Source organism: Microcoleus sp. CAWBG27, assembly GCF_020883145.1.
Lineage (GTDB): Bacteria > Cyanobacteriota > Cyanobacteriia > Cyanobacteriales > Microcoleaceae > Microcoleus.
In genome coordinates this window covers 111266-137455 of record NZ_JAHREU010000011.1, presented here as the reverse complement: position 1 = coordinate 137455, position 26190 = coordinate 111266, and the positions used below count along the sequence as shown (strand labels likewise).

The window sequence follows — 26190 nt, the reverse complement described above, 5'->3', positions numbered from 1 at the left end:
GACAATGATGCCTCCGGAATTCGCTAGCGACATCTAGGATTTTTTGAAAATTAGCCGATCGCTCTTTTGGGCGATCGGCTTGCACAAATTAGATTTTAGATTTTGGCTTTATATGAATACTCAACTTTCCTTATTCGAGAATTCTCCAGCGGTCGGAACGCTCTACAGGGTTGGCGATCTTTTGAAACTGAAGCGAAAGACACCTCACACCGCCGGCCTGAAAAAGGGAGATATTGTCAAAATCGAGGGCATTCATCCGCTGGACGGAAGTTGCAAATTTTGGAACGAGCTCACCGAATCTTGGGGGTATCTTTACCCGGGTGAGTTTGCATTGCTTCCGGCCAACACAATTGATTCTGTATCAGAGTCGATCACCCTTGTCGAGGTTGATACAGAATCAAATCCCTCCGATGATTCTGTATCAGAGTCGATCACCCTTGTCGAGGTTGATACAGAATCAAATCCCTCCGATGATTCTGTATCATCAAATTGCAAAGCAATATCTACCTACCGTCCGCGCGGAACAGCCCGTGGCGGCGAATACTTCCGATTCTCGTATCGCGACGGATCGAAGATGCGCCACATTCATATTCGGGGTGGCAACACTGACTCGCCGATCGCGCAGGCAAAAGTTGCAGAAGTGCGATCGCTTTTGGCGGCGGGAGCATCACCGCTGGAAGTAGCTGCTACTCTATCGCCTGCTAACTAAATTTTAGAAATTGACTTTAGCTGGGATTCTAGTTTTTTTATTTGTGCCTGCTGTTCCTGGACGCCTTGCACTAAGCAAGCCACGATGCAACTGTAATCAATCCCGTATAATTCCCCGTCGGCGCCTGTGCCCGAAACGGCTTCGGGAATTATTTCCCTTACATCTTGGGCAAAAAAACCTATTTTGCTTACAAAGGTTTCGCCTAGTTCAAACTTTTTATCTTTCGACTTGAAACCGCAACATTCATAATGTTGGTATTTTTGGGGAGATAGGGAGAGGATTGCTGCCAGCCCTGGGCTTGGTGAAAAATTTTTCTTCAGCCTCTTATCGGAAGTCTGAATGTAGGCCCCAGAAATATCAATGCGCGAAACCCTATTAGACAGTGTGGGAGGTGAATGTTCGTTACTAGGCACTCGAAAAAAATTAAATGCATCTCCCCCGCCAAGGCCGGAATAATTGCAAAATTCAGCTATCCCAAATCCGATCTGAACAGAATTCCATGACATCGCAACGGAATTCCCCGCCACGTTGGCAGTGGGCAGCGGCACTGACGTAAGAAGGGGTGCCCCGGCTAGTCGGTATCGTGCGTCTCCCTCCGATTGCAGCAGGTACTGAGCGTGAGGGTCTGCGGCCACCAAATGTGCGTTTATCGCCGCCGTTACTTCGCTGTCGCGAGCGATCGCAGCAGGGATATCAGCATCAGTCAGTGCCCCGGCTAGTCGGTATCGTGCGTCTCCCTCCGATTGCAGTAGGTACTGAGCGTGAGGGTCTGCGGCCACCAAATGTGCGTTTATCGCCGCCGTTACTTCGCTGTCGCGAGCGATCGCACCGGGTACTTGAGGCTCAGTAATTGGGTTTTGCAGCATTAGATAATAACGATCGGCTCAGTGACGTTGATAACAGTGGGGGAGGAAGTAGCGCGCGCGACGATCGGCCCTTGCCAGCCACTTGGATCGGAAAAATACCCCCCAGGTAAAAGCTCCGCCGTGAAAATGGTTGGAGATACGGTTGTCCCCAAATTAAAAATTGCATTTGCCGTACCCGCGTTGTAAAGTATTGCTCCTTTTCGATTTCTGCCAGGGCGATCGGGAGCGATCGTCGTTGTCGCAGTAGTCAGGGAAAAGCTAACCGTGGTGTTTGAGTTAGAGAAACTTGTCGGCTGTTGCTGTGAAGCTTGTGGGGAAATATTGAATAATGTCATTTTTAGAAATTTGCGATCGCATTTTTGCGCTGTTCTTCTGAAATTTCGATATACCGGCCCAGCGACGCAAGGCTCGCGTGACCGGACAAGGATTTAATCAGTCCTGGGCTGCACCCGAGACTATCCAGCCGCGTTATAAAGCCGCGCCGTGCCGAGTACAGGGAATATCCCTGATTTTCAAGCCCCGCTTTTTTCAATGCGCGTCGGAAAGCGCGATCGATCGCCTGCCGAGACAAATGCTTCCCAGCCCTAACTCGGGACGGGAATAAATAGCCATCCTCCAAGCATTCATAATCTCTAAGAATTTTCTCTAAAGCAATGTGACAAGGGACTTCCCTGGTTTTTTTGTCCTTCCTCGCAGCAGACGGATAGATAATCTCCGACCGCACGATTCGTCTCGATGGATTTATATAGAAGTGGCAAACCTGGCTTTGCAAGATTGCATTTGGCCTCTCTCCAGTGTACCAAGAAACACCCAGAAATACCTTATGAACATCCGTAAACAAATGTTTGCTGATTTGCTCGTAAATGTTTTGAGTCATTTTCGTAGCTTGACCAATTCCCTGGACTTTCACGTGTTGCTTTTTCCTTATTAAAACAAGACAATTGACAACCTTTTAATACCCTCCTGTAGTGTAACTCCCCAAACCCGTACAGTGAGGGAATAATCAAAAATTAAGAAGTTGCTCTTTTATCTATTTCAGCAACTTCTTAAGAAAAGATACCAGTCATCTTTGCAACAGGATCATGAATAAACTGAGAATAGATTCCTACTAACTTGCTATCAATATGGCACCACACACATCAGGCGCCGGAGCTACTGTCTCGGGAACTTCTTACTCGGCCCCAACAGGGCCGGCCAGTAAGGAGCGTTATGTTTACGGCATTCTTGGGCTGCTCGAACAGGAGGAAAATCGGCTCTCGCGAGTTGCGGTAGACAGAACCGACAAAATAAGTATTACGGCAAACCTGTCTACTAAAAAGGCAAACATCGACTTATTGCTCAACGTAACCGCGAGCAATACCGCTAACGGTGTTTCCCAATACGCCGCAACCCATTACCTCGTCGGCTCGACTTTTACAAGCGGAACGGGTGGAAGCAGCTTGGCGCCAAACTTGGCACAGGCCGCAATGGAAGCTGTGATTGCCCTAAAACTCCTAGAATTAGACCTGGCTAAAAACCCTGACAAAATCACCGCCGTAACGCGGTGCCAACACGTGCTCAATAACAGCGGTGGCACAAATGCAACGTTTAGTGCATCGCTAGAATTCCCTATAGAAATTATCATTTTGCCTGGTGGCGGCTCTGTTATTGAAGGGAAAACTTACTTAACCTAACCAATGGCAGAAAACAAATTAGAAAACACCAGGACTTTTAGACGAACCGTCACGAGTGCCGATGGCACGGGAATCATTGAAATATTGAATTGTGCGGACGCATTCGCCGAATACAACTCGCTGGTTAATTCCCACCACTTAGGGAGAAGCTTCTACCTAGAAGCACTTAGTGGCGCGATAGATCTGCCTTCGTTCAAGAGGGCGCCTTACCCCGATATTTACCCGGAGATGACAGCAGCAGAAAAAATTGCTGCGATGCTTGCGATTGAGGAGGATTATCCTTTTGTTGGGGTGAGGTTTCACGCTCGAAAAGGCGGGGGAACTTGGTCAAACTTGGCAACCGCAAGGTTGCAGAATAAAGGAAGAGAGACGACAATTCCCTTTACAATTCCCTACCTTACAATCAATCAATTAAAGTTACTAAGCCCGGATGACAGGTTGGGGATATCAATAATTAATTATGGTCATGGCGTGCTTGGGGCAGGAGATTATATTAATTTCGAGGGCGATTTTAGATACGAGATTGATTTGATAGCCAAGCCAGTAAATAAGATTGTGGGAAGTGCCATCCCTTATGGTATTGACATCCCTTCAACAGCCCCGACTAGATTTAGGTTGGCTAATGCAAATAGGGCGATTTTCTACGCCACAAATACCGGGAATGCAGATATTTGGATTGCTGGCAATTCGAGCGTTGCGGTAGGTTCAGGAATTTATTTGGCCTCCAATGGTGGAGGGAACCTAACCGAGGAAACGCTGACAGGTGAACTTTGGGCGATCGCCGAAGGTAGTCCATCCCGGATTTCGGGAATAGAGGCGAGCTATGTCTAGGGTTTCGTCTAAATCGTCTCTGTCGCCCAGCGCCACAAGGGGGTCAAGTGCGATCGACCTCGGCAAAGATAGCGGCGTAGACATGGGTCAAAAATCTCAGCCCTCAGCGTCCAGCGGTGGAATTGGAGTCACCCGCGAAGTGGCAAATATTGGTGGAGTGTCAGTAACCGGGGGAGTCAGTGTGGATGTAAGCCCCGTGGGATTGGATATTAGCGGAAACCCCAACTATGAGGATCCTTCTAAAAGCTCAATCTCGATCGCTGGCAGCGCAGAAATTCCCGGTGGAGTTGTAGGCGTTGGAGGGGGCGTGACTATCAATACCAGTACAGGGCAAATAGAGGGCGGAAGTATTGGGGGCGAGGTGGTCGGAATCGGGATTGACATTTCTAAAAGCCCTGAAGGCGTAGGAATGGGAATCTCGCTGCAAATTCCAGGAACTCCAATTTCTATAAATTTGGGTTTTGAATTTCCTGATAAGAAGGCACCAACACCAACACCAACACCAACACCAACACCAACACCTACGCCTGCGCCAAAACCGCAACTAATTATTGTTTGTGCTACTGGCAGTTGGATTATCCAGGGTAATGGTGAATATCACAATCCTACTACCGGGGAATATTTTCCAAGGGACACAGCTTGGTTTGGGAATGAATTGGTAGAAAAGGTGTATGTTCAGCGGCTAAAAAACATAACTCACAACAGCACTTTTCATCAATCTCCTGGGTATGAGTGGAATGGGGACTCTGCCACTAAGGAACGTCAAATTGCTGACTATTTTTGGGGCCAGGGTAATTACACATTCACTGAAAAAAAAATCACAGGCTATTTCCCTGAAATCCCCGAACAGGGAAATGGTTCTCTAGGAGAAGGGTATGTCGGATTTTGGAGATGGTCTGCGGGAGGAATAGCCTTCGGCAATGTAAAAAACCGTAATGTACCCCATTTAAATGGGGTGCTAAAGATCAAATGGGAGTACACAAAAAATCTTTTCAGAGTTAACCCTGGCTACACTGGCAATAATCAGCACACCTTCCTTGGGATGGGGCGAGATTATCAATGGCAAATCGAAGATACGATACCCGCACCGCCATGCCCGGGGGCTACGCCCACGCCTCCTCCCGCACCTACGCCCGCACCTACGCCCGCGCCTCCTCCCCCCAACCCACCACCTAGAAAAGAAATGGATGAATGTTGTCGAGAATCCATCAAATTGATGCGCCAAATTCACAAAAGACTGGGAATTAGCAAGTTTCCCGGCGAGCTTCCCAGCACGATTATTCAAACAGTTGAAAAAGGTCAACAACCAGAAGAACCTACCCAAGAAAAGATTGAAGACTTTGCCGACCTTTTGATGTGGATGTTCCAGCGCGATGACGAACGCTGGGGTCAATGGCAAATTCAGATCGATGTAAAAGACAGCGACTTAACAAAAGAAGGAGACCAAGGCAAACAAATTAAATTTCCGAATTTAGCAGAATCAATTGCTGAAATGGAAGGGCAAATACTTAGCCTGCAAGCTAACGTAGAAGCCCTCGTCGCTTTATCGACTCGCAATTTGTGCGAATCCGGAATGGGGCGCCAAGAAGCGATTAAAGCTTACTTGGCAAGCATGGCAATTGCCAAGTATATGAATTTTCCTTATGACGAATCGGACATTGAAATGCCCTCAACGTTTACCCCAAAAGCCGAGTCAATTGATAAACTCATCAAGGAAAGCATAATCCACGTCAAAGGCATTGAGTATACAAACAAGGAAACCCAGCGAGATATCTTATTAGATTTGTTGCAGGCTGCTGCAATCACTAGGGCAGTACATTGGCGGCAAGTAGACCCTAAAAAAGACATCAAATCGCAAATATTGGAATCAATCAAAGGCAGTGCTGACTTAAGCGAAAAACTAGAAAATCCTATAGCTAAAGACGATGACCCGAGTAAACCTAAGCACGTTAAAGATTGGGAAGATTTCCTCGATCAGGTAGAGGATGGATTTGGCTTTGAGACGGGAATTGAAGATGCCCAAACCCCCTACGGCCGATCCAGAGACCGCAGACCCCGCATCAGACAGATTGGCGACAACATAGGTCAAGCAGGTAAACCAAATGGCTGATGCAGTAAAAAAAATTGGGTTGGTTCTGCGCGATTTGGCTAGTCGCAAAATGCGCGAATCTTCGACGGGTGGCAACATTATCCGCACTTGGTCGGCGAGCGCAACGACGACTTCTCAAGATAAAGGACTCCTAGAATCTATTTGGGACGGTGCGACGCGATTCGTCGGTTTTCTGGTGTCAGGGGTTGTTCAATTAATTTCGTTCAGTTGGACTAAGTTGTGGAGTTGGATTGTTGGGGGTACTCAGTTTATCGCTAATTTTAACTGGAATATTTCAGACGAAGCAATCGACAAACAAATCCAGGGATTGTGGGACGCTTTTGGCGGCGTGTTGGGGGGTGCAGTAGGACGGGCGATCGGCTGGATTGGTTGCGGTTTAGTTCCGGCTGCTGCCATTATGACTTTCAATGAAGCGCTGGCAACTCACTTGCTAAAGGAAGTTGGCGAGCAAGCCCTGGACGAGCTGCTCGACGCTGCTGGTGAAGTAATCCAGGCTGGATTTAGGATGGGAGTGCAATCCTCATTTTTGTGGCTTTACAAAAATGTTAGGGGAGCATTGAAAAATCCAGCAAATCCGCTGGGAATTGCTCTTAGAGGTTTGTTTGGAAGCGAGAAAATAGACAAATGGGGAACGGGAGAAAGTTGGACAATTGCAGGCGCCATTGAGAACTCAATTGAGTCGATTCCCAATACTTTTTTAAGAAATTTTGTAGAAGAAGGCTTTGAAGAAGGCACAGAAGCTTGTATCGAGGCCGGTTACGCCGTCGCGGGCGGCATTGATGCTTGGCTGGCGATGCAAAAGGTGGCAAATAATTCGGTACTCGGTACCGATCGCACTATAGAAATCACTCCAGATCGATCGGTTCCCGACGAGCGCATTGTATTGTCTGGCCCTGAAGCAGTGATGAGGCCGACTGTTGTTAATGTTTTGGCGACTCACCAAATGCTCGGCAATCGTGATGTAGGGGTACTAATTAATGGCACGCCTGTCGATGAGTATCTGCGCCCGGGGGTTCAGGAGCGGAGGTTAACAATCGAATTTAAGGAAAAAACAGCACCACCTTGGAAAATGCCCGACGGCAAGCGAGCTCGCAAGCGGCAAGTAACTATTTTTGATATCAAACGCGGCTTGACCTGGGAAGAAGTAAAGTTAGCGGCTAAGCAGTACACCAGCGGGCAGCGGTTAATAACGGCGCAACTGAACAACGGCCGCCAGATGCAGGTTTACGCTGGCACTGAAAATGAAGGGGTGCAAAAAATCAAAGAGTTGCTGAAACTCTCGACTGCGGAAATTTTGCCCAACGGTATCCGCGATTCCGGCTATGTCGATCCAACTTCGCGCCGCCGGGAATTGCCTTATCTTGTCTATCCGGCTAAAGCAGTGTTGCTGTGGCGGAAGCGATCGACCGACTTAGACGGCCGGGAAGACTTAGCCGGCAATATTTGGACTGAAAAGGCGATTGAGTTTGATTTGTGGCCAGAAAACGAGCCTGCCAACCTGCCAAATTTAGGGTAGGTAAATCAGGCTAAACAAAAATTTACAATAACCGCTATTCATTCATAAAACATTTTGTACAACCCTAGGGTTGTACAAAATGTTTTATAGCTGGAAGTCACAATCTACAAGGGTTTTAGGCGTTGACAGCTTAGCGCAAACAATTACAATCAGAATAACCCAGTAAATAACTGAAATTTTTCAAAAAATATGAACGACATTACCATTGCAGAAATGATTGCAGCCATCGAAGATGAAACCCTAAAAGCCTGGTGGCAACAAATCGGCAATCTTCCAGAAGAATTTACAGTGTGTGAATTTTTCATGAAATCGCTGCACGCGTGTTCAACTGCGGCTGCGCTCAAGAATGAAAGCCAAGAGGTGGGGCAAAAAATTCTTGGCTATCCAGCGGCAACTAATGGAGCGGTAGAAACCACCAAAAGCAATCAATTGTTTTTCCGAAGAACTGCTTCAATTAATTCGCTGGTAGTCGTCGATCTCGACAATTCTGTTCCTTCAAACGGATAAACCAGTCAGTAGTCGTCGATCTCGACAATTCTGTTCCTTTAAACGGATAAACCAGTCACTGGAAAAAGTTAAATCAACAACTGAAAAAAAATAATCAATGCCAAGACATAGCTTTCTAGTAAAATATCGCAGAACAGGCGCTGGCGGAACAGGTACTGATGACTTTCGGACAACTTGCAGTTGCATTCCCCGCGTGGCAGACTTTTTAGACATTAAAGCTCGCAGTTACACTCCAAGCCCTGAAGATGTAACAGATCGGGAAGGTTACACAAAAAGTTACGTTAAGGCAGACGGAACCTTTGGGGAAGTAACAGTACCCGCAGGCAAAGTTGTTTACAAAGCTTCTGGCATCGCTGGAGGTAAAAAAGTTTTTTTGAATACAGGAAGGAAAACAGCCAAAGGGAATAAACGAAAACTGTATTTTACCTTCCCTTCATTTTTGACGGTTGCCGAAATAGCCGACGTTTTGGGCGAGCTAATTCCTTCTACCAAAATCGCAACTACTGCAACTGTAGGGGCTGGAGAAGTTGAGCCTTTTTTCACGATAGAAGGTGGGAGAACCTATCCTATTCCTCCTTCGGCTACTGCAACAGCATCAGCAAGTCCCGATGTTGCTACAACGGAAACTGAACAAGTAACCATAGCAACTACAACAAAAAGTCGGAAGAAAAAACCTAAGTCTACTACTCCCTAATCAATCAATCAATTGATTGATGAATGAATGAATGAATGAATGAATGTTGTCAGCGGTGCAACGCCGCTGACAAGCATTTTAAGTCTTTTCAGTTTTTGAGGAACGTGTGGCACTTAAAAGTTAACCAGAAACCAATTAAATGACTTGGATAACACTAGGTACTATTGATGTGTTTGGCGAGCAAATTTGGAATACTACCCAGTCGCCTGCTAGCAGCCAATCTTTGATTAGGCTTACTTACATCACCGGTGGAACAATCGCAGATATCAAGTCTAGGCTTCTTGTTAGAAGATTGTGGCAAATAAATGGTGAGCTACCTATTGAGGAGCAAGCTATTACCGTCTATCCTTCTAGCAACAGAATTCTATTAACTATGCCCATACTTCCAGATCATCTAAACTCTGGCTTGGCAACATACAAAATTCAAGCCAAGCGTTATTTTAGGTGGCGAAAATCCATGATTCAAGAACCCCGCTATTTTTTGCAAGTAGAAGCAAGCTAATAAACAACCAATGACGAACTTAACCTCAACCTTACTCAAAGTAGATTTAGCAGTATTAAGCTGCATTTTGGGCATAGCATTGTTAATCTGGAATGCCCTTAGAAAGATTCAAGAAGACAATATTTTGGCCGCACAACAGCGAACAAAGATAGAGCAACTGGTAGTTTTTTACGGAGAAAGATTGGACAAGGTTGAAAACTGGATTAGCGGAAATTCGGGCCTTAGGCTGCGATAAATTTTATGATAGCAGAATTTGCCAAAAGCTTAGTTACCAATGATGACGCAAACATAGGGCAACTTTTGAATGCTTTATCGTGGCTTAACAAAGATGTAACTCAATTAAGAAATCGCCAAAAATGGATTGATGAAAATGCGTTACCTGAAGCAATTGAATTTGTGCACAATGAAATAACCGCAGAAATTCAAGAAACAGAAAAACTTATAGGTTTAATTGAATTAAAAATTAAAAATAAATGCACAAGCTGATTTTTACAATGCCGCGAGCTCAATCGTCCGAGCTAATTTACGGAAATTTGCAATTAATTTACCCAGACGGGAAGGCAATCGACTATGTGGCGACTTCTGGCTGCGCTGACTACCAGCGACCCGGTGACGAGTGGGTACGCGGGAAAGGGCCAATCCCAGCGGGGGAATATGAAATACCAACAGAAGGTTACTGGTTAGACACGCGGGGGGTTGAAGGGTTGTTTTTTCACATCACACCCGATCCGGTAGTTTCGGAGCATGGCATGAGAGCCGAGTTAGGTATTCACTTTGATGCAAATATGCCGGGTACCGCTGGTTGTATCGGAGTTGTTCGACAATTTGGTTGGCGGCGTTTGTGCGATCGGCTCGCGTCGATCGCAAATCTCGGCGTAAAGAGTTTGCCGTTAACGGTGAAGTATTGAAACAAGAAGCGCTATATGTGGTGTTAACACGGCTTCCTCCCCACACCACATATTGCTGGGGATTCAATTTACCATGTTTTGGGGCCAACCTATTCTGCGAGCAACGCTTGCGGGCGATCGAACTCTCTTCAACTCGGCGGTTGAAACGCAGACTCTACATCAACAAAGCTAACCTTAGGGTGCGTCACGGGGCCGGAATCCTTGAGCAGGTGACGAAAACATTTAGCCCGCTGACGCACCCTACAATAACTAATGACTACTGACTGCTGACTGCTCGCTGATGTCGGATCGGAATCTCGATCGCAAATTCAGTACCCTTGCCAGATTCTGAACTGCACTTTAAAACACCGCCGTGTTTCTCTACCACAATTTGGTAACTAATTGACAGTCCCAATCCAGTACCTTTGCCCACCGGCTTAGTCGTGAAAAAAGGGTCAAATATGCGTTCTCTAATCGATTCCGAAATTCCCGAACCGTTGTCAGCAATCCGAATCACCGCGCTCGGAACATTGCCATTAAGTTGACCGACAGCAGTAGAGATTTTAATTTGAGGACTCACTGAATTGCGATCGCTCAACTTTTCCGATTGCAAAGCATCGATCGCATTTCCGATCACATTCATAAACACCTGATTCAACTGTCCAGCATAACACTCAACCAGAGGCAAATTGCCGTACTCCTTAACTAGCAGAATGTTGGCACTATCCGAACTAGATTTCAGCCTGTGCTGCAAAATTAACAGCGTGCTGTCAATGCCCTCGTGAATATCGACATCCTTCATTTGACTTTCATCCAAACGAGAGAAAGTCCTCAAAGACAAAACTATTTGACGAATGCGATCGGCTCCCACCTGCATAGATAATAGCAACTTCGGCAAATCTTCCACCAGAAATTTCAAGTCAATATCTTCTGCCAACTCGCCAATCTCAGGACTAGAATCGGGATATTGCTGCTGGTAAAGTTCCAGCAAACTTAGCAAGTTTTTAGTATAATCAGTAGCGTGATTGAGATTGCCGTAAATAAAATTAACTGGATTGTTAATTTCGTGAGCAATGCCCGCCATCAGTTGCCCCAAACCAGACATTTTTTCAGTCTGAATCAATTGAGCTTGAGTGTGCTGCAAATCCTTTAAATTTTGAGCTATTTGTGCTGATTGGCGTCTGGTTTCCTCCAGCAAATCGGCTTGTTGGATAGCTGCGCCTAACTGATTGGCAATCTGAGCTAAAAACTTAACTTCTGAACTTTCCCAACAGCGCGGCCCAGAATGTTCGTAGGCTACCAACAAACCCCAAAGTTCTTGTCCTACAAAAATCGGCGCTATCGCATATGCCTGCACCTGAAAATGCTCTAAAATAGTGAAGTTGCACTCCGAGTGACAAGCTTGATAGATATCGTCAACGACTAGAATCTCATTATTGAGATACCGGCCGCCTCGGTGTTCCTGCAAATAACTATTTTCCCAAACCGTATTGATATCTTCGCCTACCAATCTGATCCAACCGTCTTTCACAAACTCGGCAACATATTTTCCGCTCCAATCAGAATTAAAGCGATATACAGCAATTCTATCAACCTGCATAAACTGACAAACTTCTTGAGTTGCTGTCTTAAAAATTGCATTAATATCGAGAGATTCTCGAATCTTTACTACCACTTCAAATAGTATCCGCTGCTGTTCAGTAGCTTGCTGCAAATCAACAGCTTGCTGCTGAGTTTGAGCGAGCAAATCCGCTTGTTCTAGAGCGATACTTAACTGAGCAGAAACTTGAGTGAGAAACTGAATTTCGGAAGATTCCCAGTTGCGGGGAGCCGAACACTGATGCACGCATAGCAGCCCCCAAAGCTCGCTGCCTTTCATTACGGGTGCAACTAAAGTCGCTTTAATCTGAAATTGCTCCAATATTTTCCGAAAGCAATCTTGTAATTCGGCTTGTCTGATGTCTGCCAATGCGTGTACTCGCCCCTGAGAGTAAAGATTGGCGTAGTTTTCTCCAAAACAGCGATCGTTGACTCGGACTGCCATTGCCGATCTAAAATCTGGAAAAACATCTTCGGCAACGAATTCGCCGTCGTTAAATTCCGATGCGGGATCGAAACGGTAAACCCCAACGCGATCGGCATTTAAAGCCGCTCGCACTTCCTGGGACATCGTGGTAAAAATATCGTTCAAGTCGAGAGATTTCCGCATTTTAGCCACCACTTCAAACAGCACTCGCTGCTGTTGAGTTAACTGTTGCATTTGATCTGTACGTTTTTGAACTTTATTTTCTAGATTTGCGTTAAGTTCTTCTATTTCTTGGTACAGCTTGTATTGGTTAATTGCCTGAGAATAATGGCTACAAAAAGTTTGTAATAATTCTATTTCTTCAACAGTCCATTCGCGAGTTTGGGCTGTTTTTGACTCTTTCCACGCTTCAAAAGATATCCGAGATTGAGCGAGTCGCCCGTCGGTATCTAATTGTCCTGCCCAGAGAGTTTCGGTGTCAAATTCTTCTCTAAAAATGCTCAAGTAACCGAATATTTGCTGCCTGGTTCTGAGTGGTGCGATTAAAATGCTGCGGATTTTTGTCGATCGAAATGCAGGTTGCAGGCTTCTCAAACTGCTAATTTTGTACAAGTCGGGAATTGCCCAAACCTGTTGCTCGCTGGAGTTAAAATATTCGTGCCAGACGCTGTATAGCTCTATCTGCTGGTATTTGGCAGAAATAGGCATTCTCGGGCCTGAGCCACAAGTGTAGACTTTGAGTGCCTCTGTGGAATTGTCCGAGTAAGGTAGTAAACTCGCGAGATTGTTGCTGTGGAAAATGCAAAGCCTGCCGCCTGCTGCCTCTAGTGCAGCTACACATTCTGTCAAAGCTGCTTGCAGTTCGATCGCGGGCTGGGAGTGCAGGGCTGCTGCGACGCGGTTGACGGCAGCTTCACGCTCAGCTTTGGCCTTGGTTCGCCAGAGGATGGTTGATTGGGCGATCGCGACGGCGAGCTGATCTGCCACCATCTGAACGTCTTGCAGTTCCTCCTCTGCGACACTCCGGGACTGGGAGTGGTGAGATACCAACAACCCCCACAATTTTTGGTCGTGAAAAATTGGTACTACCAAGGAAGCTTTAACGCCGAGTGCAGACAAGTATTCAGCGTGGCAGGGGTCGATCGTCCTGTACAGCACTTCATCGGGCAGCATTTGACCGGAAACCTCGTCGCGGCGGGGACTTTGACCTAGCAACCCGGAATCGATATCGACGATCGATCGCACCTGTACTTGGGCGAACAGTTCGCGGGCTTGAGGGGGAATATCGTCTGCTGGAAAATGCAGCCCCAATAATGATGGCAAGCGGTTGCCGTTAATTGATTCAGCAATCACTTCACCGCTGCCATCGCTATGAAATTTATAGATTTTTACCCTGTCTGTTCCCAAAAACGATTGAAGTTCCGCTGCTGTGGCGCTGAGAATTTCTGGCAATTCTAGGGAGCGGCGAATGCGGTTGGCGATGCGATCGAGTAAATTTGCTCGATCGTCAATCACCTTGACATTTTGGATCTTTAATGAGTCCATTCTTAATCTTTTGCTTTCCCAGCAATAATAATAATTGGCTAAAAAGTTTTGTGGGTGTTATCAATTTTTGCAAGCACAGGCATTTAATAAAAGTAGATTAGTTTTGCACACCTAAGGATCTACCTTCAAACTGCAACTTCCTAGTGCAATTTTTAATTGTGTGTGGATTTAAACTTTTGTACCTTAATTAAATTTGACACTCTCAGCGCTAAAGCGATTGAGATTCTTAAGACATTGCGGCCTTAATATCCCTATTGCTAGGGTTCCCAAACTCAGCACGTTTGCTCGCAGAGCGTGCTGATATCTTTTGGGCGTTTAGGTGTTCAACACCAGGTTTCGCAGAGTCCCCACGTACCATTCTCAAAGCTCTATCTCTAATCGTTTTTGCAGCGCCAATATCCGCGTGTTCGTGATATCCACATTCCACACAGATGAACTTTTCGCCATCTCTGTTGGATTTATCGATATGACCGCAATTCCTGCATTCTTGGCTGGAGTGCTTAGGATTAACTTTGATTACAATTTTTCGTTGCTTTGCAGCCACATACTCAATCTTTAATCCCAAATCGCCCCAGCTTGCATCAGAGATAGCACGATTCAATCCCTTTTTTCTGGATTGCCCATTCTTCAGAAACCTCCCAGTTTTTTCATCACTTTTTACTTTACATCGACGCATCATACCAGAGATGTTCAAATCTTCTAAGGCGATTACATCAACGTTACGAGATACTATTAAATTCGCAGTTTTCCATTGATGTGCTTGACGCTTATCGCTAATCTTTTGATGGAATTTGCTAACTCTGATAGCTGCTTTTTTGCGATTTTTACTACCCTTAATTTTCCGACTAACCCGTCTCTGTCTAATTTTCAGAGTGCGTTTAGCCTTTTTATTCGTCGAAAACTTGGGATTTTTGATTTGGTATCCATCAGAAAGGTGAACCAGTTTCGTGATTCCTAAATCGCAACCTATTACTTTGGGGTGAGCGCCAACAGGAGTAGCACTGTATTCAGGTACAGATTTATCCTCTATTCTAATAGAAACATACCAGCCATTCTGGCGTTTTCTAACCACGCAAGCCTTGATGGTAAACCCATCGGGGATTGAGCGAGAGTTGTAAAACCGCATCCATCCCACTTTTGGTAGGTAAATTTTATTGCCCTTGATTTTTACTCCCATTACGAAAGTAAAAGATGTGAAGTTGCTGCGGTTTTTAAATTTAGGAAATCCCCTACCTTCAAAGAAGTTTTTGTAGGCAATGTCTAAGCGTTTAACATTCTGTTGTAAAACAGTTGAGTCAATTCCACTATACCAAGGTCTAGCCATTTTTAACTCAGGTAACGCTGTAATCTGAATGTCACCAGCACTTCGACGAGGATTTCTAGCTTTACCTTCTTTGTCAGACTTAGAGTCTTTCCAAGGATTTCCGGTTGCGCCACTTTTACTTACGAAGCAGGTCAATGGTGAAGCTTCGCCTTTCATTCTGATATCACAGTAATTGCCTTGAATAAACTGCTGATTATACTGACAAATTCTGTCATTTAAGCACCAATTATACTGGCTTCGTAGCATATCTATCCAAGCAGACATTTTTGATGATTGTGTTTGATTAGGGCGCAACTTATAAACATAGTTCGTCAACAATCTTTCTCACCTCCTTGCTTACATCTTAACGTCTTTCTCTGCTTTTAAATGTTACGAATTAAGAAAGATTCAAGGTGGTTGCAACCGCCCGTGCCGCTTACATCTCAGGTCTAAAGACTCAGAGTTTTCCGCTTGCTGAATGTTTTTTTATAAACTTTGTAGAGCAGGCCTGCAAGTTCTTGACCCCAACTTATCAAAATTGTCAAGTCTCAAGAATTGTGGAGTTATTAGAACATCAAGTTGAAAACCCCGTCCGGATCGGACGACTTTTTTCCATTGTCAAGTAAAATAAAAAATCCATTTTAACCTAATGAATATGGTATAACAACTAGATGGGACAAGATGTAAAAACCTACCCCCAAAATGAGTAAAACTCTACGCACAAAACATTTTTCAGGAGATATGACAGGAGCAGCTATGCTACTTTCGGCAGTCAGCGAAAAGAACCAAGTGCGATCGGGATATTTTGATACAAATGTCTGAAAAATCCTCGTGTCAGTATGCCGGGGAGTGTCAATAAAACAAAGGCTGTTCATCGATCGCAACATAACTTGTTCGAGATATTGGCTCAAAAAAAAGCTCCTGCCGTTAAGCAGGAGCCTTTTTCGATTAGACAATCAAATCAGCACAAAGGCGATGATTAGTCCAAATCAGGCATAGAAAGAACCGCTTCATTTTCGCGATTGATACCTTTTTCAAAGCCAGCGACAGCCGCGCGAGCGCGACCAGCGTGCCACAAGTGGCCGATCAAGAAGAAGAAACCCATCACAAAGTGGAAACAGGCCAACCAAGAACGGGGAGAAGTATAGTTAAAGGCGTTAACTTCAGTTGCCAAGCCGCCCACAGAGTTCAAAGAACCCAAAGGAGCGTGAGTCATGTACTCAGCAGCGCGGCGAGCTTGCCAAGGCTGAATATCATTCTTGATTTTGTTCAAGTCCAAACCGTTAGTACCGCGTAAGGGTTCCAACCAAGGGCCTTGGAAATCCCAGAAACGCATCGTTTCACCACCGAAAATGATTTCGCCAGTAGGAGAGCGCATCAGGTATTTACCCAGACCGGTAGGGCCTTGTGCAGAACCGACGTTAGCACCCAAGCGTTGGTCGCGGATCAGGAAGGTCAAAGCTTGTGCTTGAGAAGCTTCCGGGCCCGTCGGGCCGTAAAATTCGCTAGGGTAAGCAGTATTGTTGAACCAGACAAAGCAGCAAGCGATGAAGCCCATGAGGGACAAAGCGCCCAAGCTGTAGGACAGGTAAGCTTCGCCAGACCAGATTAAGGCGCGACGAGCCCAGCCGAAAGGCTTGGTCAAAATGTGCCAAACACCACCAGAGATACAAATCAGGCCGAGCCAGATGTGACCGCCGATGATGTCTTCCATGTTGTTAACGCTGAGCAGCCAGCCTTCGCCACCAAAAGGAGCGCGAACCAAGTAGCCAAAAATCACAGCGGGGTTGAGGGTTGGGTTCGTGATAATACGCACGTCGCCGCCGCCCGGAGCCCAAGTGTCATAGACACCGCCGAAGAACATGGCCTTAGCAACCAGCAGCAAGCAACCGCCACCCAATAAAATCAGGTGATAGCCGATGATGTTGGTCATCTGGTTCTTGTCTTTCCAGTCGTAGCCGAAGAAGTTCGAGTATTCTTCGAGAACTTCTGGGCCGCGAACAGCGTGATAAATGCCGCCCAAACCGAGAACAGCAGAGGAAATCAAGTGCAGAACGCCAACTACGAAGAAGGGGAAGATATCCGTGACTTCACCGCCGGGGCCGACGCCCCAACCCAAAGTAGCGACGTGGGGCATCAAGATTAAGCCCTGTTCGTACATGGGTTTTTCTGGGATAAAGTGAGCGACTTCAAACAAAGTCATTGCTCCGGCCCAGAACACGATCAAACCAGCGTGAGCGACGTGTGCGCCCAGCAGTTTGCCTGAGAGATTGATCAAACGAGCGTTGCCTGACCACCAAGCGAATCCGGAGGATTCTTGGTCGCGACCGCTTGCATAGGAATTAGAGAGCGTTACCACGCGGTAGAACCTCCAACGATGTTAGTTTTTGGATTTCGGTTTTTTTGTTCTCCGGGTGACCGCAGGAGCACTGCGTCCACCCGGTGAATAGGAATTTGGATTTCTAGTTTGAATTTAAAAAACATAAATTAAGCTGAAATCCAAATCCTGATTTTTTTAAAGTGCGTTACCGCGAGGCAGAACTTCTTCAGGGAAGATGAAGTTTTCGTGGGGTTGGTCGGTCGGAGCCATCCAAGCACGAATGCCTTCGTTAAGCAGAATGTTCTTAGTGTAGAACGTTTCAAACTCAGGATCTTCAGCAGCGCGCAATTCTTGTGATACGAAGTCATAAGCACGCAGGTTTAATGCTAAACCGACGATACCGATGGAGCTCATCCACAAGCCTGTGACGGGTACGAACAGCATGAAGAAGTGCAACCAACGTTTGTTGGAGAAAGCAATTCCGAAGATTTGCGACCAAAAACGGTTAGCTGTAACCATGGAATAGGTTTCTTCTGACTGAGTTGGGTTAAAAGCTGGGAAAGTGTTAGCACCTTCGCCATCTTCAAACAGGGTGTTTTCCACGGTGGCACCGTGGATAGCGCACAACAGCGCGCCGCCCAAGATGCCTGCAACGCCCATCATGTGGAAGGGGTTGAGCGTCCAGTTGTGGAAGCCTTGCAGGAATAGCAGGAAGCGGAAAATTGCTGCGACGCCGAAACTGGGGGCGAAGAACCAGCCTGATTGACCCAAGGGGTACAGCAGGAATACCGACACAAACACGGCGATGGGGCCGGTGAATGCGAGGGCGTTGTAGGGACGGATGCCGACTAAACGGGCGATTTCGATCTGACGCAGGCAGAAGCCGATCAGTGCGAAGGCGCCGTGGAGGGCGACAAATGCCCACAAACCACCGAGTTGGAACCAGCGGGTGAAGTCCCACTGTGCTTCGGGGCCCCACAGGAACAGCAGGGAGTGTCCGAGGCTGTTGGCTGGGGTGGATACTGCGACGGTGAGGAAGTTGGCTCCTTCGAGGTAGGAGCTTGCCAAACCGTGGGTGTACCAGGAGGTAACGAAGGTGGTGCCGGTTAACCAGCCACCGATTGCCATGTAAGCGCAGGGGAATAGCAGGATGCCAGACCAGCCTACGAAGACGAAGCGATCGCGCTTGAGCCAGTCGTCGAGTACATCAAAGATGCCTCTTTCGTTCTCGGCGCGTCCGACTGCGATTGTCATTTTGGTAAAATCCTTTTGCTTGTTAAAAGACCAAGGTTTCTAATTAAACTTAACATAACTATATATTATAAGTTCATTAATTTTCAACTAGAACAGCAGGAGTTGATACAGAATCGCGATCGCCCGGTCACGATCGCGCCAGCGGAGTGAGAGTGAGGTAGGCTAGTTGAATTAAAATTTTGGTTTAAGGCTGTTTAAATTTATGACTGCAAAAACAATGACCTCGATCGATTCTGTCCTGCGCTACGAGGTTTTGGGATCTCGTCGCTTCAGCAATTACTGGTGGGCAACGGTTGTCAGCATTGGAGGCACTGGTTTCTTGCTGTCGAGCATTTCCAGCTACTTACACAAGAACCTGCTGCCTTTTGCTGACCCGACTCAGCTTATTTTCATTCCCCAAGGCATCGCGATGGGTTTCTACGGTGTCTGCGCCCTGCTGTTGGGGCTTTACCTGTGGCTGACTGTTCTGTGGGATGTCGGCGGCGGATACAATGAGTTCGATCGCGCGTCAGGTAGCATTCGGATCTTCCGTTGGGGATTTCCCGGCAAAAACCGCAAACTTGATTTTACTTGCAAGACATCGGACGTGCAATCTGTGCGGGTCGATATTAAAGAAGGTCTCAGCCCCCGCCGCAGCATTTATCTTAAGCTCAAAGACCGCCGTCAGTTTCCCCTGACAAGAGTCGGACAGCCCATTTCTTTGTCTGATGTGGAAAATCAAGCTGCCGAATTGGCTCGATTTTTGCAAGTTCCCCTAGAAGGGCTGTAGAGATTTGGGATTTGGGATTTGGGATTTTCGATTTGATATTGGTAATGTTTTGTAGGTTGGACGGCGGGGCGCACAAAATCGATAAATCTAGAGTGCGCCCGGCCATGTACCCGATCTGAATGAAGTGAAAGTGAAAATACAAATGCAAATGCAAATCAAAATTCAGCGGTGGTTCTTCTCGCTTTTAATAATTGGCGCGCTGTTTGTCGGGGGATGCGGTAGTTCCCCTGCTGCAAACTCTACTCCGACACCAAATCCGGCGTCGGGTGAAAGCATTTCTTTGTCTCCGTCTCCGCCTCCGTCTCCTGCTGCTGTGGCGGCGAGTTCGCAATTTAGCAATTTGCCGCGCTTGCAAGGAAAAGCAACGGTAGTGATGACGGTTAAAGGTTCTCCGATTACGATCGAACTCGACGGCACAAATGCCCCAATTACTGCGGGCAATTTTGTCGATTTGGTTCAGAAAGGAGTCTACGACGGGCTGGTATTTCACCGAGTGGTGCGGGAACCTCAGCCTTTTGTAGTTCAGGGTGGCGACCCCCAGGGCAAAGACCCTAAATTCCCTGCGTCGCGGCTGGGAACTGGGGGTTTTATTGACCCGAAAACATCTACAGAACGCAGGATTCCTCTGGAAATTAAGGCTAAAGATGCCCCGAGTCCGACTTACAGCCAAACGCTAGAACAAGCTGGGATTGCTCAGAAACCCGTGTTGATGCACACTCGCGGGGCTGTGGCTATGGCTCGATCGCAAAGTCCTGATTCGGCTTCTTCTCAGTTTTACTTTACTTTGACCGATGTGCCGTTTTTGGACGGTAGCTATGCGGTTTTTGGCTACGTGAAGCAAGGGATGGATGTGATTGATAAGATTCAAGCGGGCGATCGGATTGAGAAGGCTACTGTCACCCAGGGTGTCGAAAATTTTAAGGCTGCTAGTTAGTCAGTTGACAGTTGACAGTTGACAGTTGACAGTTGACAGTTGACAGTTGACAGTTGACAGTTGACAGTTGACAGTTGACAGTTGACAGTTGGGAGCATCTCATTTTTGCAAAAAACATTTCTTTTTACAGTGCTGTCCCCGCTCGCTTGGTTTTATAAGCGAGCGGGGACAGCACTATTAAAAACAAAACTGAGATGTACCCTGACAGTTTGCCGTTGGGAGGAAAGCAGTAGTTATTGGTTATTGGTTATTGGTAACAAGCCAAAACTAATACCTGATAACTACGCATCAACAACCAACAAATAATATATTACGCATCAACAACCAACAAGTAATATATTACGAATAACTAATCACAACCAACGAATGACTACTAACGAATAACTACTGCCTTCTACCTGATACTTATGGATGTTGTCGTTACGGGAATTGGTCTTGTTTCAGCGTTGGGGAATCTGGAAAATAGCTGGAAAAGACTGTTGGCTGGAGATTCGGGAATTGAGCAACATCAACCTTTTTTAGAACTTGAACCGCAACTTTTGGCTTTGGTGGGTACAAAACCTGCTGATTTAATAAGTTTAATTTTGCCTGTTTTAGCAGATGCTTTGCAAGATGCTAATTTGACTTTGCCTTTACCTGATTGCGGAATTGCGATCGGTTCTAGTCGCGGCTTTCAGGCTAATTTGGAACAGTTGCTAAGAGAGGGGGAGAGGGGGAGAATTGCCCAATGCCCAATGCCCAATGCCCAATGCCCAATGCCCAATGCCCAATGCCCAATGCCCAATGCCCGATGCCCAATTCCCGATGCCCGATTCCCGATGCCCAATTCCCAATTCGTGGATTTTTTGCCTCATATGGGGGCGATCGCGGTGGCGAGGGCAATTGGCTCGATGGGGCCTGTGCTGGCGCCGATGGCTGCTTGTGCGACGGGCCTACAGTCGATCGCCCGCGCTGTTGATTTAATCCGCACCGGTGAGTGTCAGCGGGCGATCGCTGGTGCTGTAGAAGCGCCAATTACACCGCTGACTGTGGCTGGATTTAACCGGATGGGTGCTTTGGCAAACACCGGCTGTTATCCCTTTGACGAACATCGGGAAGGCTTGGTGCTCGGCGAAGGCGGGGCTTTATTTGTATTAGAATCAAGTGAGTTGGCAAGGCGCCGCAACGCTAAAATTTACGGTCTAATTTCCGGTTTTGGGTTGACAAATGATGCTTTTCATGCTAATTCGCCGGAGTTGGGCGGAAAAAGTGCGATCGCAGCCGTAACTCAATGTTTGAAACGTAGCAATTTAACGGCGGTTGATATAGATTTTATTCACGCTCACGGTACTGGCACTGATTTAAATGACCGACACGAAGCCCTGTTAATTCAGAAATTGTTTCGCCAAGGAGTTGCTGTTAGTTCGACTAAAGGGGCTACTGGTCATACTTTGGGAGCTTCGGGTGCTTTGGGCGTCGCTTTTTGTTTGATGGGTATTAAATACCAGATGTTGCCACCTTGTACTGGCATGAAAAAACCTGGGTTTGAGTTAGATTTTGTGAGGTTTGCCCGATCGACCTTTGTGAGAAATGCGGTTTGTTTGAGTTTTGGCTTTGGCGGGCAGAATGCTGGGATTGTGTTGTCGGGCGATCGTTAATTTTTGGTAATCGAAGGCGATCGGCATTGAAATTGCAGCATCTCTCTACAATTAAAATTTTGTGGGGCGTGTCAAGCTCGTGCGATCGCACTTCTTATTTAAATCTGAGATAAAATACCATATATATGTATTTTAGTCAATTAACTTAGAATGTTGGTGAGATTTCTGGTACCGCTGTGCTAGTCTGGCTCTCCATATCGAGGCTTACCCTTCCCTCAAAGCCAGGGATGCCAGAAAATAACAGCAAATTCCAGCAGTATTGTATTTTATTAACGCATCGATGCTTATAGCGCGAAGATAGAAGAAAGAAACAGTTTCAATTAAGCCTCAGGTATTTTCACATGGATCTGGCATCTCATCGATTTATGTCTTATTTTGAACCTCTTCAAGCTGCTCACCTGTGCCAAATAGCTGTATTGGAAAGTTTTGCTGAAGAAACAGTGGTTTTTGAAGAAGGAGAAACAGCGGATTTTTTATATCTAGTTTTAGAAGGTGAAGTCGAGTTTAGCAAGCAGATTGACAACAGTAAATATCAAACTATTGCTGTCGCTAAGCCCGACGATTTTTTTGGCGAACTCGGAGTTTTAGACGGAGAGCCTCGCAGTGCAAGAGCTGTGGCAGTTGCCGGCTCGACTTTGGCCAAAATAAGCCGCGAAGAATTGATAGCAAACCTCGAGTTTGCTAAAGGCAGTTCAGTAATGCAAATGTTTAGTTTCATTATTAAAAATTTGCGCGCTACCACCGATCAATATGTTAGCCAGTTTGTACACAAACAAAAAATGGTTTTGGTGGGTGAAATGGTGAGCACAATTATTCACGATTTCAAAAGTCCTTTTACGGGAATTAAACTCTCCAGCGAAATGCTCAAAGAAATGCACCCCGATGCTGAAACTCAGGAATGGTGCGAACTTATTCAATTGCAAGTTCAGCGAATGTTGGGCATGGCTGAGGAAGTATTAGAATTTTCGCGGGGTAACTCTGCATTAAATAAAAAACCAGTTAATCTCATCCAGACGTTGCAGCAGTTTGAAAAGTTGAACAGAGTTTATTTTGAGGCAGCAAAAGTAGACTTAGTGCTGCGAGTATCAGAAGTGATAGTGGAAGCTGACGAGAATAAGATTTTGCGAATTTTACAAAATTTAGTTGGGAATGCTGTTGAAGCTTTTGGCGGACGCGGGGGCCGAATAGAGATTATGCTGACACAAAGTGAGGATTGGGCAGAAATTAGCATTTATGATAACGGCCCTGGCATTCCTCAATCAATCAAGGATAAGTTATTTGAACCGTTTATAACCTATGGCAAGCGGACTGGTACTGGTTTGGGAACGGCGATTGCTAAGTCGATTGTTGATGCTCACAAAGGGGAAATTAGTTATGAGTCGGAAAACAAAAAAGGGACAACTTTTTACATCCGCTTGCCAAAAGTTATCCGTTAGCCTGTCGAGTTTAAGTAATGTTTATTTGTCACCACCGAATTCAATCAATCATTTATTCAATTTGAGATTATTCGACTTCCTTCGGCTTTCTTCGTCGGCTACGCTCAGGACAATACGCTCAGGACAAGTTTGAGATTGGATAGTTGCCCCAAAAGTGAATCTGGGAGCTTGAACTTTTGTCTAAAATGTTGGGAACATCTACGACTTAACTAGGTGCCACAGTACCAGTTTTTGGGCAGGTTACGATCGTGTGTATGCAGTGGCAGAATCAGCTATAATTGAATTAACGATCTGCTAAAAATCTGATGCCAGTTACTATTCAAACCTTACCCGCAGAAGTTATCGATTTAATTGCCGCAGGCGAAGTTATTGACTCGATCGCCGCTGCGGTACGAGAATTAGTAGAAAATTCTCTGGATGCTGGCGCAACTCGCATCGTTGTGTCTGTTTGGCCCGAACAATGGCGGGTGCAAGTTGCGGATAACGGTACAGGAATGGATCGGGAAAACTTGCAGCAGGCGGCTTCGCCTCACAGTACGAGCAAAATTACCACGGAAGCTGACCTTTACAAAATTGCTACTTTGGGATTTCGCGGTGAAGCTTTGCACAGTTTGGCTCAGTTAGGCTGTTTGGAGGTTTTGAGCAGGCCCAACGATTTGGGATTCGGAGATTATTGGGAAAATCGACAGTCTGGGGAAACCCCCCCCAGCCCCCCCTTGTTAAGGGGGGGAGTTGAGAAATCATCGTTTAACAAGGCGGGAGCTGAAAATGCTCGATCGGGCTGGCGGGTAGTTTACAACAACGCTGGGGAAGCTGTGGAGCTGGAAACAGTGGCAATTGCTCCGGGTACGGTGGTGACTGTGGCTAATTTGTTTGGCAATTGGCCCGTGCGCCGCACTTTTTTGTCGCCGGCACAGCAAATGCGATCGATCCAATCAATCATCGAGCAAATTGCAATTTGTCACCCCTACGTTAATTGGCAGTTGCGCCAAGGAAATGCGCCTTGTTTTTACGTAACTTCTGCCAGCACAGCGGAACAAATTTTACCTCAGTTTGTGCGGGGAATTCGCTTGAATGATTTGCAGTATTTAAAAGTAAGTTTGCCTTCAGTTCCTGAAAAGAATAAATCGCCAGATTATTTGGCAAACTCGGCTGTTTTATTGTCAAAAACACAGCCGAGTTACCAATGCCGAATGCCCGATACCCAATTCCCAATGCCCAATTCCCAGTCTTTGGAGTTAGTAATTGGTTTGCCCGATCGCTGTCACCGCAGGCGGCCGGATTGGGTTAAGGTGGCAGTAAATCGGCGGGTTGTGCGATCGCCCGAAATAGAGCAAACTATTCTCAGCGCCTTCGCCCGTACTTGTCCGCGCGATCGCTATCCCGTGTGTTTTGTTCACCTACAACTCTCCCCCTCTCAAATCGACTGGAACCGCCACCCGGCTAAAGTGGAAATTTATCTGCACGATCCGAGTTTTTGGCAAGCACAAGTTGGCGCTGCAATCGATCGGGCTTTGCACCTGAATGATGAGGTTTTAGCAGATCCTCCAATTCCCGATCGCGTGGGACAGTTGCTGAAAGCATCAGAACAAAAAAGTGCTTACAGTGTCGGGGCTTCAGCTCGAAAGAGCGATCGCGGTGAAGAACAGACAACAAATCCTAAAATAGGATTGATGGAACTGAGGGCGATCGCTCAAGTTCACAATACTTACATTGTTGCAGAACACTCTAGCGGAATGTGGTTAGTCGAACAGCACATCGCTCACGAACGCGTTTTGTACGAACGTATCTGCGCTGATTGGCAGCTAAAATCTCTAGAAAAACCAGTGATTCTCAGTCAATTATCTGCCCTGCAAATTGAGAATTTGTCCCGCTTGGGTTTGGAAGTAGAAAGTTTTGGCGAACAGTTATGGGCGGCGCGGGAACTACCGGATTTATTGGTCGATCGAGATGACTGTGCGGATGCACTTTTTGAACTCAGTAAAGTCGCAGATTTGCAAGCTGCTCAAGTTGCTACTGCTTGTCGCAGCGCTATTCGCAATGGTACTCCTCTCAATCTTTCCCAAATGCAAAATTTGTTAAATGAATGGCAGCAAACTCGCAATCCGCGCACTTGTCCTCACGGCCGCCCGATCTATTTTGCGTTGGAAGAATCGACTTTGGCTCGGATTTTTCGCCGCAGTTGGGTGCTTGGGAAAAGTCACGGGATTTGATGGTTAAAAGTTATGTTGTAAGGTCGGCGTTACATACAGAATTGTTTTTTTTGAACCGCAGAGGGCGCAGAGAACGCAGAGAGGAAGAGAAGAGAGAAGAAATGTTTCAGATTTTTTTTGTAGTGAGGATTTTAGTCCGCATCAGACAAGAAGAAAATAAGAGAAAATTTTTGATAATGGTTTGTAGTGAGGACTTTAGTCCGCAAAAAAAAGGACTGAAGTCCTCATTACAAAACTTTTTTAGATGACAATAATAGATTGTGCGTTGGGGCAGAAAAAATGAAATATGTTTCTATATTTTCGATTGTGTTGAATGTAATCTGTAAGATTTGCGTTACATACAGAATTGTTTTTTTTGAACCGCAGAGGGCGCAGAGAACGCAGAGAGGAAGAGAAGAGAGAAGAAATGTTTCAGATTTTTTTTGTAGTGAGGATTTTAGTCCGCATCAGACAAGAAG

General features: G+C 46.2%; 23 protein-coding genes. 16 read left to right on the top strand and 7 right to left on the bottom strand.

Annotated elements, in window-relative coordinates:
• Window positions 1–43: 43 nt before the first annotated feature.
• A complete protein-coding gene (locus QZ938_RS09350) occupies window positions 44–709 on the top strand; it encodes a hypothetical protein (protein WP_293356418.1) in 666 nt (221 codons plus the stop codon).
• On the opposite strand, the gene QZ938_RS09345 is transcribed toward QZ938_RS09350, so the two are convergent.
• Genes QZ938_RS09345 through QZ938_RS09335 form a run of 3 tightly spaced genes read right to left on the bottom strand, consistent with a single transcriptional unit; the run spans window position 706 to window position 2452 of the window.
• Window positions 706–1575: a tail fiber domain-containing protein gene (locus QZ938_RS09345; RefSeq protein ID WP_293356415.1), complete on the bottom strand. Its 870-nt coding sequence runs from the start codon at window positions 1573–1575 to the stop codon at window positions 706–708. The two genes, QZ938_RS09350 and QZ938_RS09345, sit on opposite strands and share 4 nt — an antisense overlap.
• Window positions 1575–1910 carry a hypothetical protein gene (locus tag QZ938_RS09340; RefSeq protein ID WP_293356412.1) on the bottom strand — a complete coding sequence of 112 codons (336 nt, stop codon included), beginning with the start codon at window positions 1908–1910 and terminating at the stop codon, window positions 1575–1577. The genes QZ938_RS09345 and QZ938_RS09340 overlap by 1 nt, the downstream gene beginning before the upstream one ends.
• A gap of 2 nt (window positions 1911–1912) precedes the next feature.
• Window positions 1913–2452: a tyrosine-type recombinase/integrase gene (locus QZ938_RS09335; protein ID WP_293356409.1), complete on the bottom strand. Its 540-nt coding sequence runs from the start codon at window positions 2450–2452 to the stop codon at window positions 1913–1915.
• Between the two features lie 247 nt (window positions 2453–2699).
• Here QZ938_RS09335 and QZ938_RS09330 point away from each other — a divergent pair, with 247 nt between their 5' ends.
• The 10 genes from QZ938_RS09330 to QZ938_RS09285 all read left to right on the top strand — a co-directional run bounded on the left by QZ938_RS09330 (window position 2700) and on the right by QZ938_RS09285 (window position 10316).
• Window positions 2700–3248, top strand: coding sequence for a hypothetical protein (locus QZ938_RS09330; RefSeq protein ID WP_293355935.1), 549 nt, complete (start codon window positions 2700–2702; stop codon window positions 3246–3248).
• Between the two features lie 3 nt (window positions 3249–3251).
• Window positions 3252–4079 carry a hypothetical protein gene (locus tag QZ938_RS09325; RefSeq protein WP_293158288.1) on the top strand — a complete coding sequence of 276 codons (828 nt, stop codon included), beginning with the start codon at window positions 3252–3254 and terminating at the stop codon, window positions 4077–4079.
• Window positions 4072–6189 carry a hypothetical protein gene (locus QZ938_RS09320; protein ID WP_293365462.1) on the top strand — a complete coding sequence of 706 codons (2118 nt, stop codon included), beginning with the start codon at window positions 4072–4074 and terminating at the stop codon, window positions 6187–6189. The genes QZ938_RS09325 and QZ938_RS09320 overlap by 8 nt, the downstream gene beginning before the upstream one ends.
• Entirely contained in the window at window positions 6182–7705 is a 1524-nt protein-coding gene (locus tag QZ938_RS09315; protein WP_293365460.1) for a hypothetical protein, read from the top strand. The genes QZ938_RS09320 and QZ938_RS09315 overlap by 8 nt, the downstream gene beginning before the upstream one ends.
• A gap of 189 nt (window positions 7706–7894) precedes the next feature.
• Entirely contained in the window at window positions 7895–8212 is a 318-nt protein-coding gene (locus QZ938_RS09310; protein ID WP_293356287.1) for a hypothetical protein, read from the top strand.
• 97 nt (window positions 8213–8309) lie between these two features.
• Window positions 8310–8906 carry a hypothetical protein gene (locus QZ938_RS09305; RefSeq protein ID WP_293356284.1) on the top strand — a complete coding sequence of 199 codons (597 nt, stop codon included), beginning with the start codon at window positions 8310–8312 and terminating at the stop codon, window positions 8904–8906.
• Window positions 8907–9045: 139 nt separating this feature from the next.
• A complete protein-coding gene (locus QZ938_RS09300; protein ID WP_293356281.1) occupies window positions 9046–9408 on the top strand; it encodes a hypothetical protein in 363 nt (120 codons plus the stop codon).
• Window positions 9409–9418: 10 nt separating this feature from the next.
• The gene (locus tag QZ938_RS09295) at window positions 9419–9643 is read left to right on the top strand and encodes a hypothetical protein (protein WP_293356278.1); all 225 of its coding nucleotides are present in this window, start codon (window positions 9419–9421) and stop codon (window positions 9641–9643) included.
• Window positions 9644–9648: 5 nt separating this feature from the next.
• A complete protein-coding gene (locus tag QZ938_RS09290) occupies window positions 9649–9894 on the top strand; it encodes a hypothetical protein (protein ID WP_293356275.1) in 246 nt (81 codons plus the stop codon).
• Entirely contained in the window at window positions 9882–10316 is a 435-nt protein-coding gene (locus QZ938_RS09285; protein WP_293356272.1) for a hypothetical protein, read from the top strand. Before QZ938_RS09290 ends, QZ938_RS09285 begins: the two co-directional genes overlap by 13 nt.
• 256 nt (window positions 10317–10572) lie before the next feature.
• Here the strand turns inward: QZ938_RS09285 and QZ938_RS09280 are convergent, their stop codons facing one another.
• From QZ938_RS09280 to psbD, 4 genes are all read right to left on the bottom strand, one after another.
• Window positions 10573–13866, bottom strand: coding sequence for a GAF domain-containing protein (locus tag QZ938_RS09280; RefSeq protein WP_293356269.1), 3294 nt, complete (start codon window positions 13864–13866; stop codon window positions 10573–10575).
• A 226-nt stretch (window positions 13867–14092) separates the two neighbouring features.
• Complete coding sequence (locus QZ938_RS09275; RefSeq protein ID WP_293340990.1) at window positions 14093–15505, bottom strand: transposase; 1413 nt, start codon at window positions 15503–15505, stop codon at window positions 14093–14095.
• A 643-nt stretch (window positions 15506–16148) separates the two neighbouring features.
• Window positions 16149–17528, bottom strand: coding sequence for a photosystem II reaction center protein CP43 (gene psbC / locus QZ938_RS09270; RefSeq protein WP_293151178.1), 1380 nt, complete (start codon window positions 17526–17528; stop codon window positions 16149–16151).
• A 156-nt stretch (window positions 17529–17684) separates the two neighbouring features.
• Window positions 17685–18743 carry a photosystem II D2 protein (photosystem q(a) protein) gene (gene psbD / locus QZ938_RS09265; protein ID WP_293151173.1) on the bottom strand — a complete coding sequence of 353 codons (1059 nt, stop codon included), beginning with the start codon at window positions 18741–18743 and terminating at the stop codon, window positions 17685–17687.
• A 202-nt stretch (window positions 18744–18945) separates the two neighbouring features.
• Here psbD and QZ938_RS09260 point away from each other — a divergent pair, with 202 nt between their 5' ends.
• The 5 genes from QZ938_RS09260 (at window position 18946) to mutL (ending at window position 25732) form a co-directional block, all read left to right on the top strand.
• A complete protein-coding gene (locus QZ938_RS09260) occupies window positions 18946–19512 on the top strand; it encodes a photosystem I assembly protein Ycf4 (protein ID WP_293151170.1) in 567 nt (188 codons plus the stop codon).
• Window positions 19513–19660: 148 nt separating this feature from the next.
• Window positions 19661–20446, top strand: coding sequence for a peptidylprolyl isomerase (locus QZ938_RS09255; RefSeq protein ID WP_293151167.1), 786 nt, complete (start codon window positions 19661–19663; stop codon window positions 20444–20446).
• A 407-nt stretch (window positions 20447–20853) separates the two neighbouring features.
• Window positions 20854–22083, top strand: coding sequence for a beta-ketoacyl synthase N-terminal-like domain-containing protein (locus QZ938_RS09250; protein WP_293348941.1), 1230 nt, complete (start codon window positions 20854–20856; stop codon window positions 22081–22083).
• A gap of 341 nt (window positions 22084–22424) precedes the next feature.
• Entirely contained in the window at window positions 22425–23519 is a 1095-nt protein-coding gene (locus tag QZ938_RS09245) for an ATP-binding protein (RefSeq protein ID WP_293151158.1), read from the top strand.
• A 305-nt stretch (window positions 23520–23824) separates the two neighbouring features.
• A complete protein-coding gene (gene mutL / locus QZ938_RS09240) occupies window positions 23825–25732 on the top strand; it encodes a DNA mismatch repair endonuclease MutL (protein WP_293348938.1) in 1908 nt (635 codons plus the stop codon).
• The last annotated feature ends 458 nt before the right edge of the window (window positions 25733–26190 follow it).

What these genes read in the sequence shown, in the direction of transcription:
- QZ938_RS09345 (WP_293356415.1), bottom strand. Translation starts at nt 1,575, where the DNA reads ATGCTGCAAAACCCAATTACTGAGCCTCAAGTACCCGGTGCGATCGCT.
- QZ938_RS09340 (WP_293356412.1), bottom strand. Translation starts at nt 1,910, where the DNA reads ATGACATTATTCAATATTTCCCCACAAGCTTCACAGCAACAGCCGACA.
- QZ938_RS09335 (WP_293356409.1), bottom strand. Translation starts at nt 2,452, where the DNA reads ATGACTCAAAACATTTACGAGCAAATCAGCAAACATTTGTTTACGGAT.
- QZ938_RS09330 (WP_293355935.1), top strand. Translation starts at nt 2,700, where the DNA reads ATGGCACCACACACATCAGGCGCCGGAGCTACTGTCTCGGGAACTTCT.
- QZ938_RS09325 (WP_293158288.1), top strand. Translation starts at nt 3,252, where the DNA reads ATGGCAGAAAACAAATTAGAAAACACCAGGACTTTTAGACGAACCGTC.
- QZ938_RS09320 (WP_293365462.1), top strand. Translation starts at nt 4,072, where the DNA reads ATGTCTAGGGTTTCGTCTAAATCGTCTCTGTCGCCCAGCGCCACAAGG.
- QZ938_RS09315 (WP_293365460.1), top strand. Translation starts at nt 6,182, where the DNA reads ATGGCTGATGCAGTAAAAAAAATTGGGTTGGTTCTGCGCGATTTGGCT.
- QZ938_RS09310 (WP_293356287.1), top strand. Translation starts at nt 7,895, where the DNA reads ATGAACGACATTACCATTGCAGAAATGATTGCAGCCATCGAAGATGAA.
- QZ938_RS09305 (WP_293356284.1), top strand. Translation starts at nt 8,310, where the DNA reads ATGCCAAGACATAGCTTTCTAGTAAAATATCGCAGAACAGGCGCTGGC.
- QZ938_RS09300 (WP_293356281.1), top strand. Translation starts at nt 9,046, where the DNA reads ATGACTTGGATAACACTAGGTACTATTGATGTGTTTGGCGAGCAAATT.
- QZ938_RS09295 (WP_293356278.1), top strand. Translation starts at nt 9,419, where the DNA reads ATGACGAACTTAACCTCAACCTTACTCAAAGTAGATTTAGCAGTATTA.
- QZ938_RS09290 (WP_293356275.1), top strand. Translation starts at nt 9,649, where the DNA reads ATGATAGCAGAATTTGCCAAAAGCTTAGTTACCAATGATGACGCAAAC.
- QZ938_RS09285 (WP_293356272.1), top strand. Translation starts at nt 9,882, where the DNA reads ATGCACAAGCTGATTTTTACAATGCCGCGAGCTCAATCGTCCGAGCTA.
- QZ938_RS09280 (WP_293356269.1), bottom strand. Translation starts at nt 13,866, where the DNA reads ATGGACTCATTAAAGATCCAAAATGTCAAGGTGATTGACGATCGAGCA.
- psbD (WP_293151173.1), bottom strand. Translation starts at nt 18,743, where the DNA reads ATGACAATCGCAGTCGGACGCGCCGAGAACGAAAGAGGCATCTTTGAT.
- QZ938_RS09260 (WP_293151170.1), top strand. Translation starts at nt 18,946, where the DNA reads ATGACTGCAAAAACAATGACCTCGATCGATTCTGTCCTGCGCTACGAG.
- QZ938_RS09255 (WP_293151167.1), top strand. Translation starts at nt 19,661, where the DNA reads ATGCAAATCAAAATTCAGCGGTGGTTCTTCTCGCTTTTAATAATTGGC.
- QZ938_RS09250 (WP_293348941.1), top strand. Translation starts at nt 20,854, where the DNA reads ATGGATGTTGTCGTTACGGGAATTGGTCTTGTTTCAGCGTTGGGGAAT.
- QZ938_RS09245 (WP_293151158.1), top strand. Translation starts at nt 22,425, where the DNA reads ATGGATCTGGCATCTCATCGATTTATGTCTTATTTTGAACCTCTTCAA.
- mutL (WP_293348938.1), top strand. Translation starts at nt 23,825, where the DNA reads ATGCCAGTTACTATTCAAACCTTACCCGCAGAAGTTATCGATTTAATT.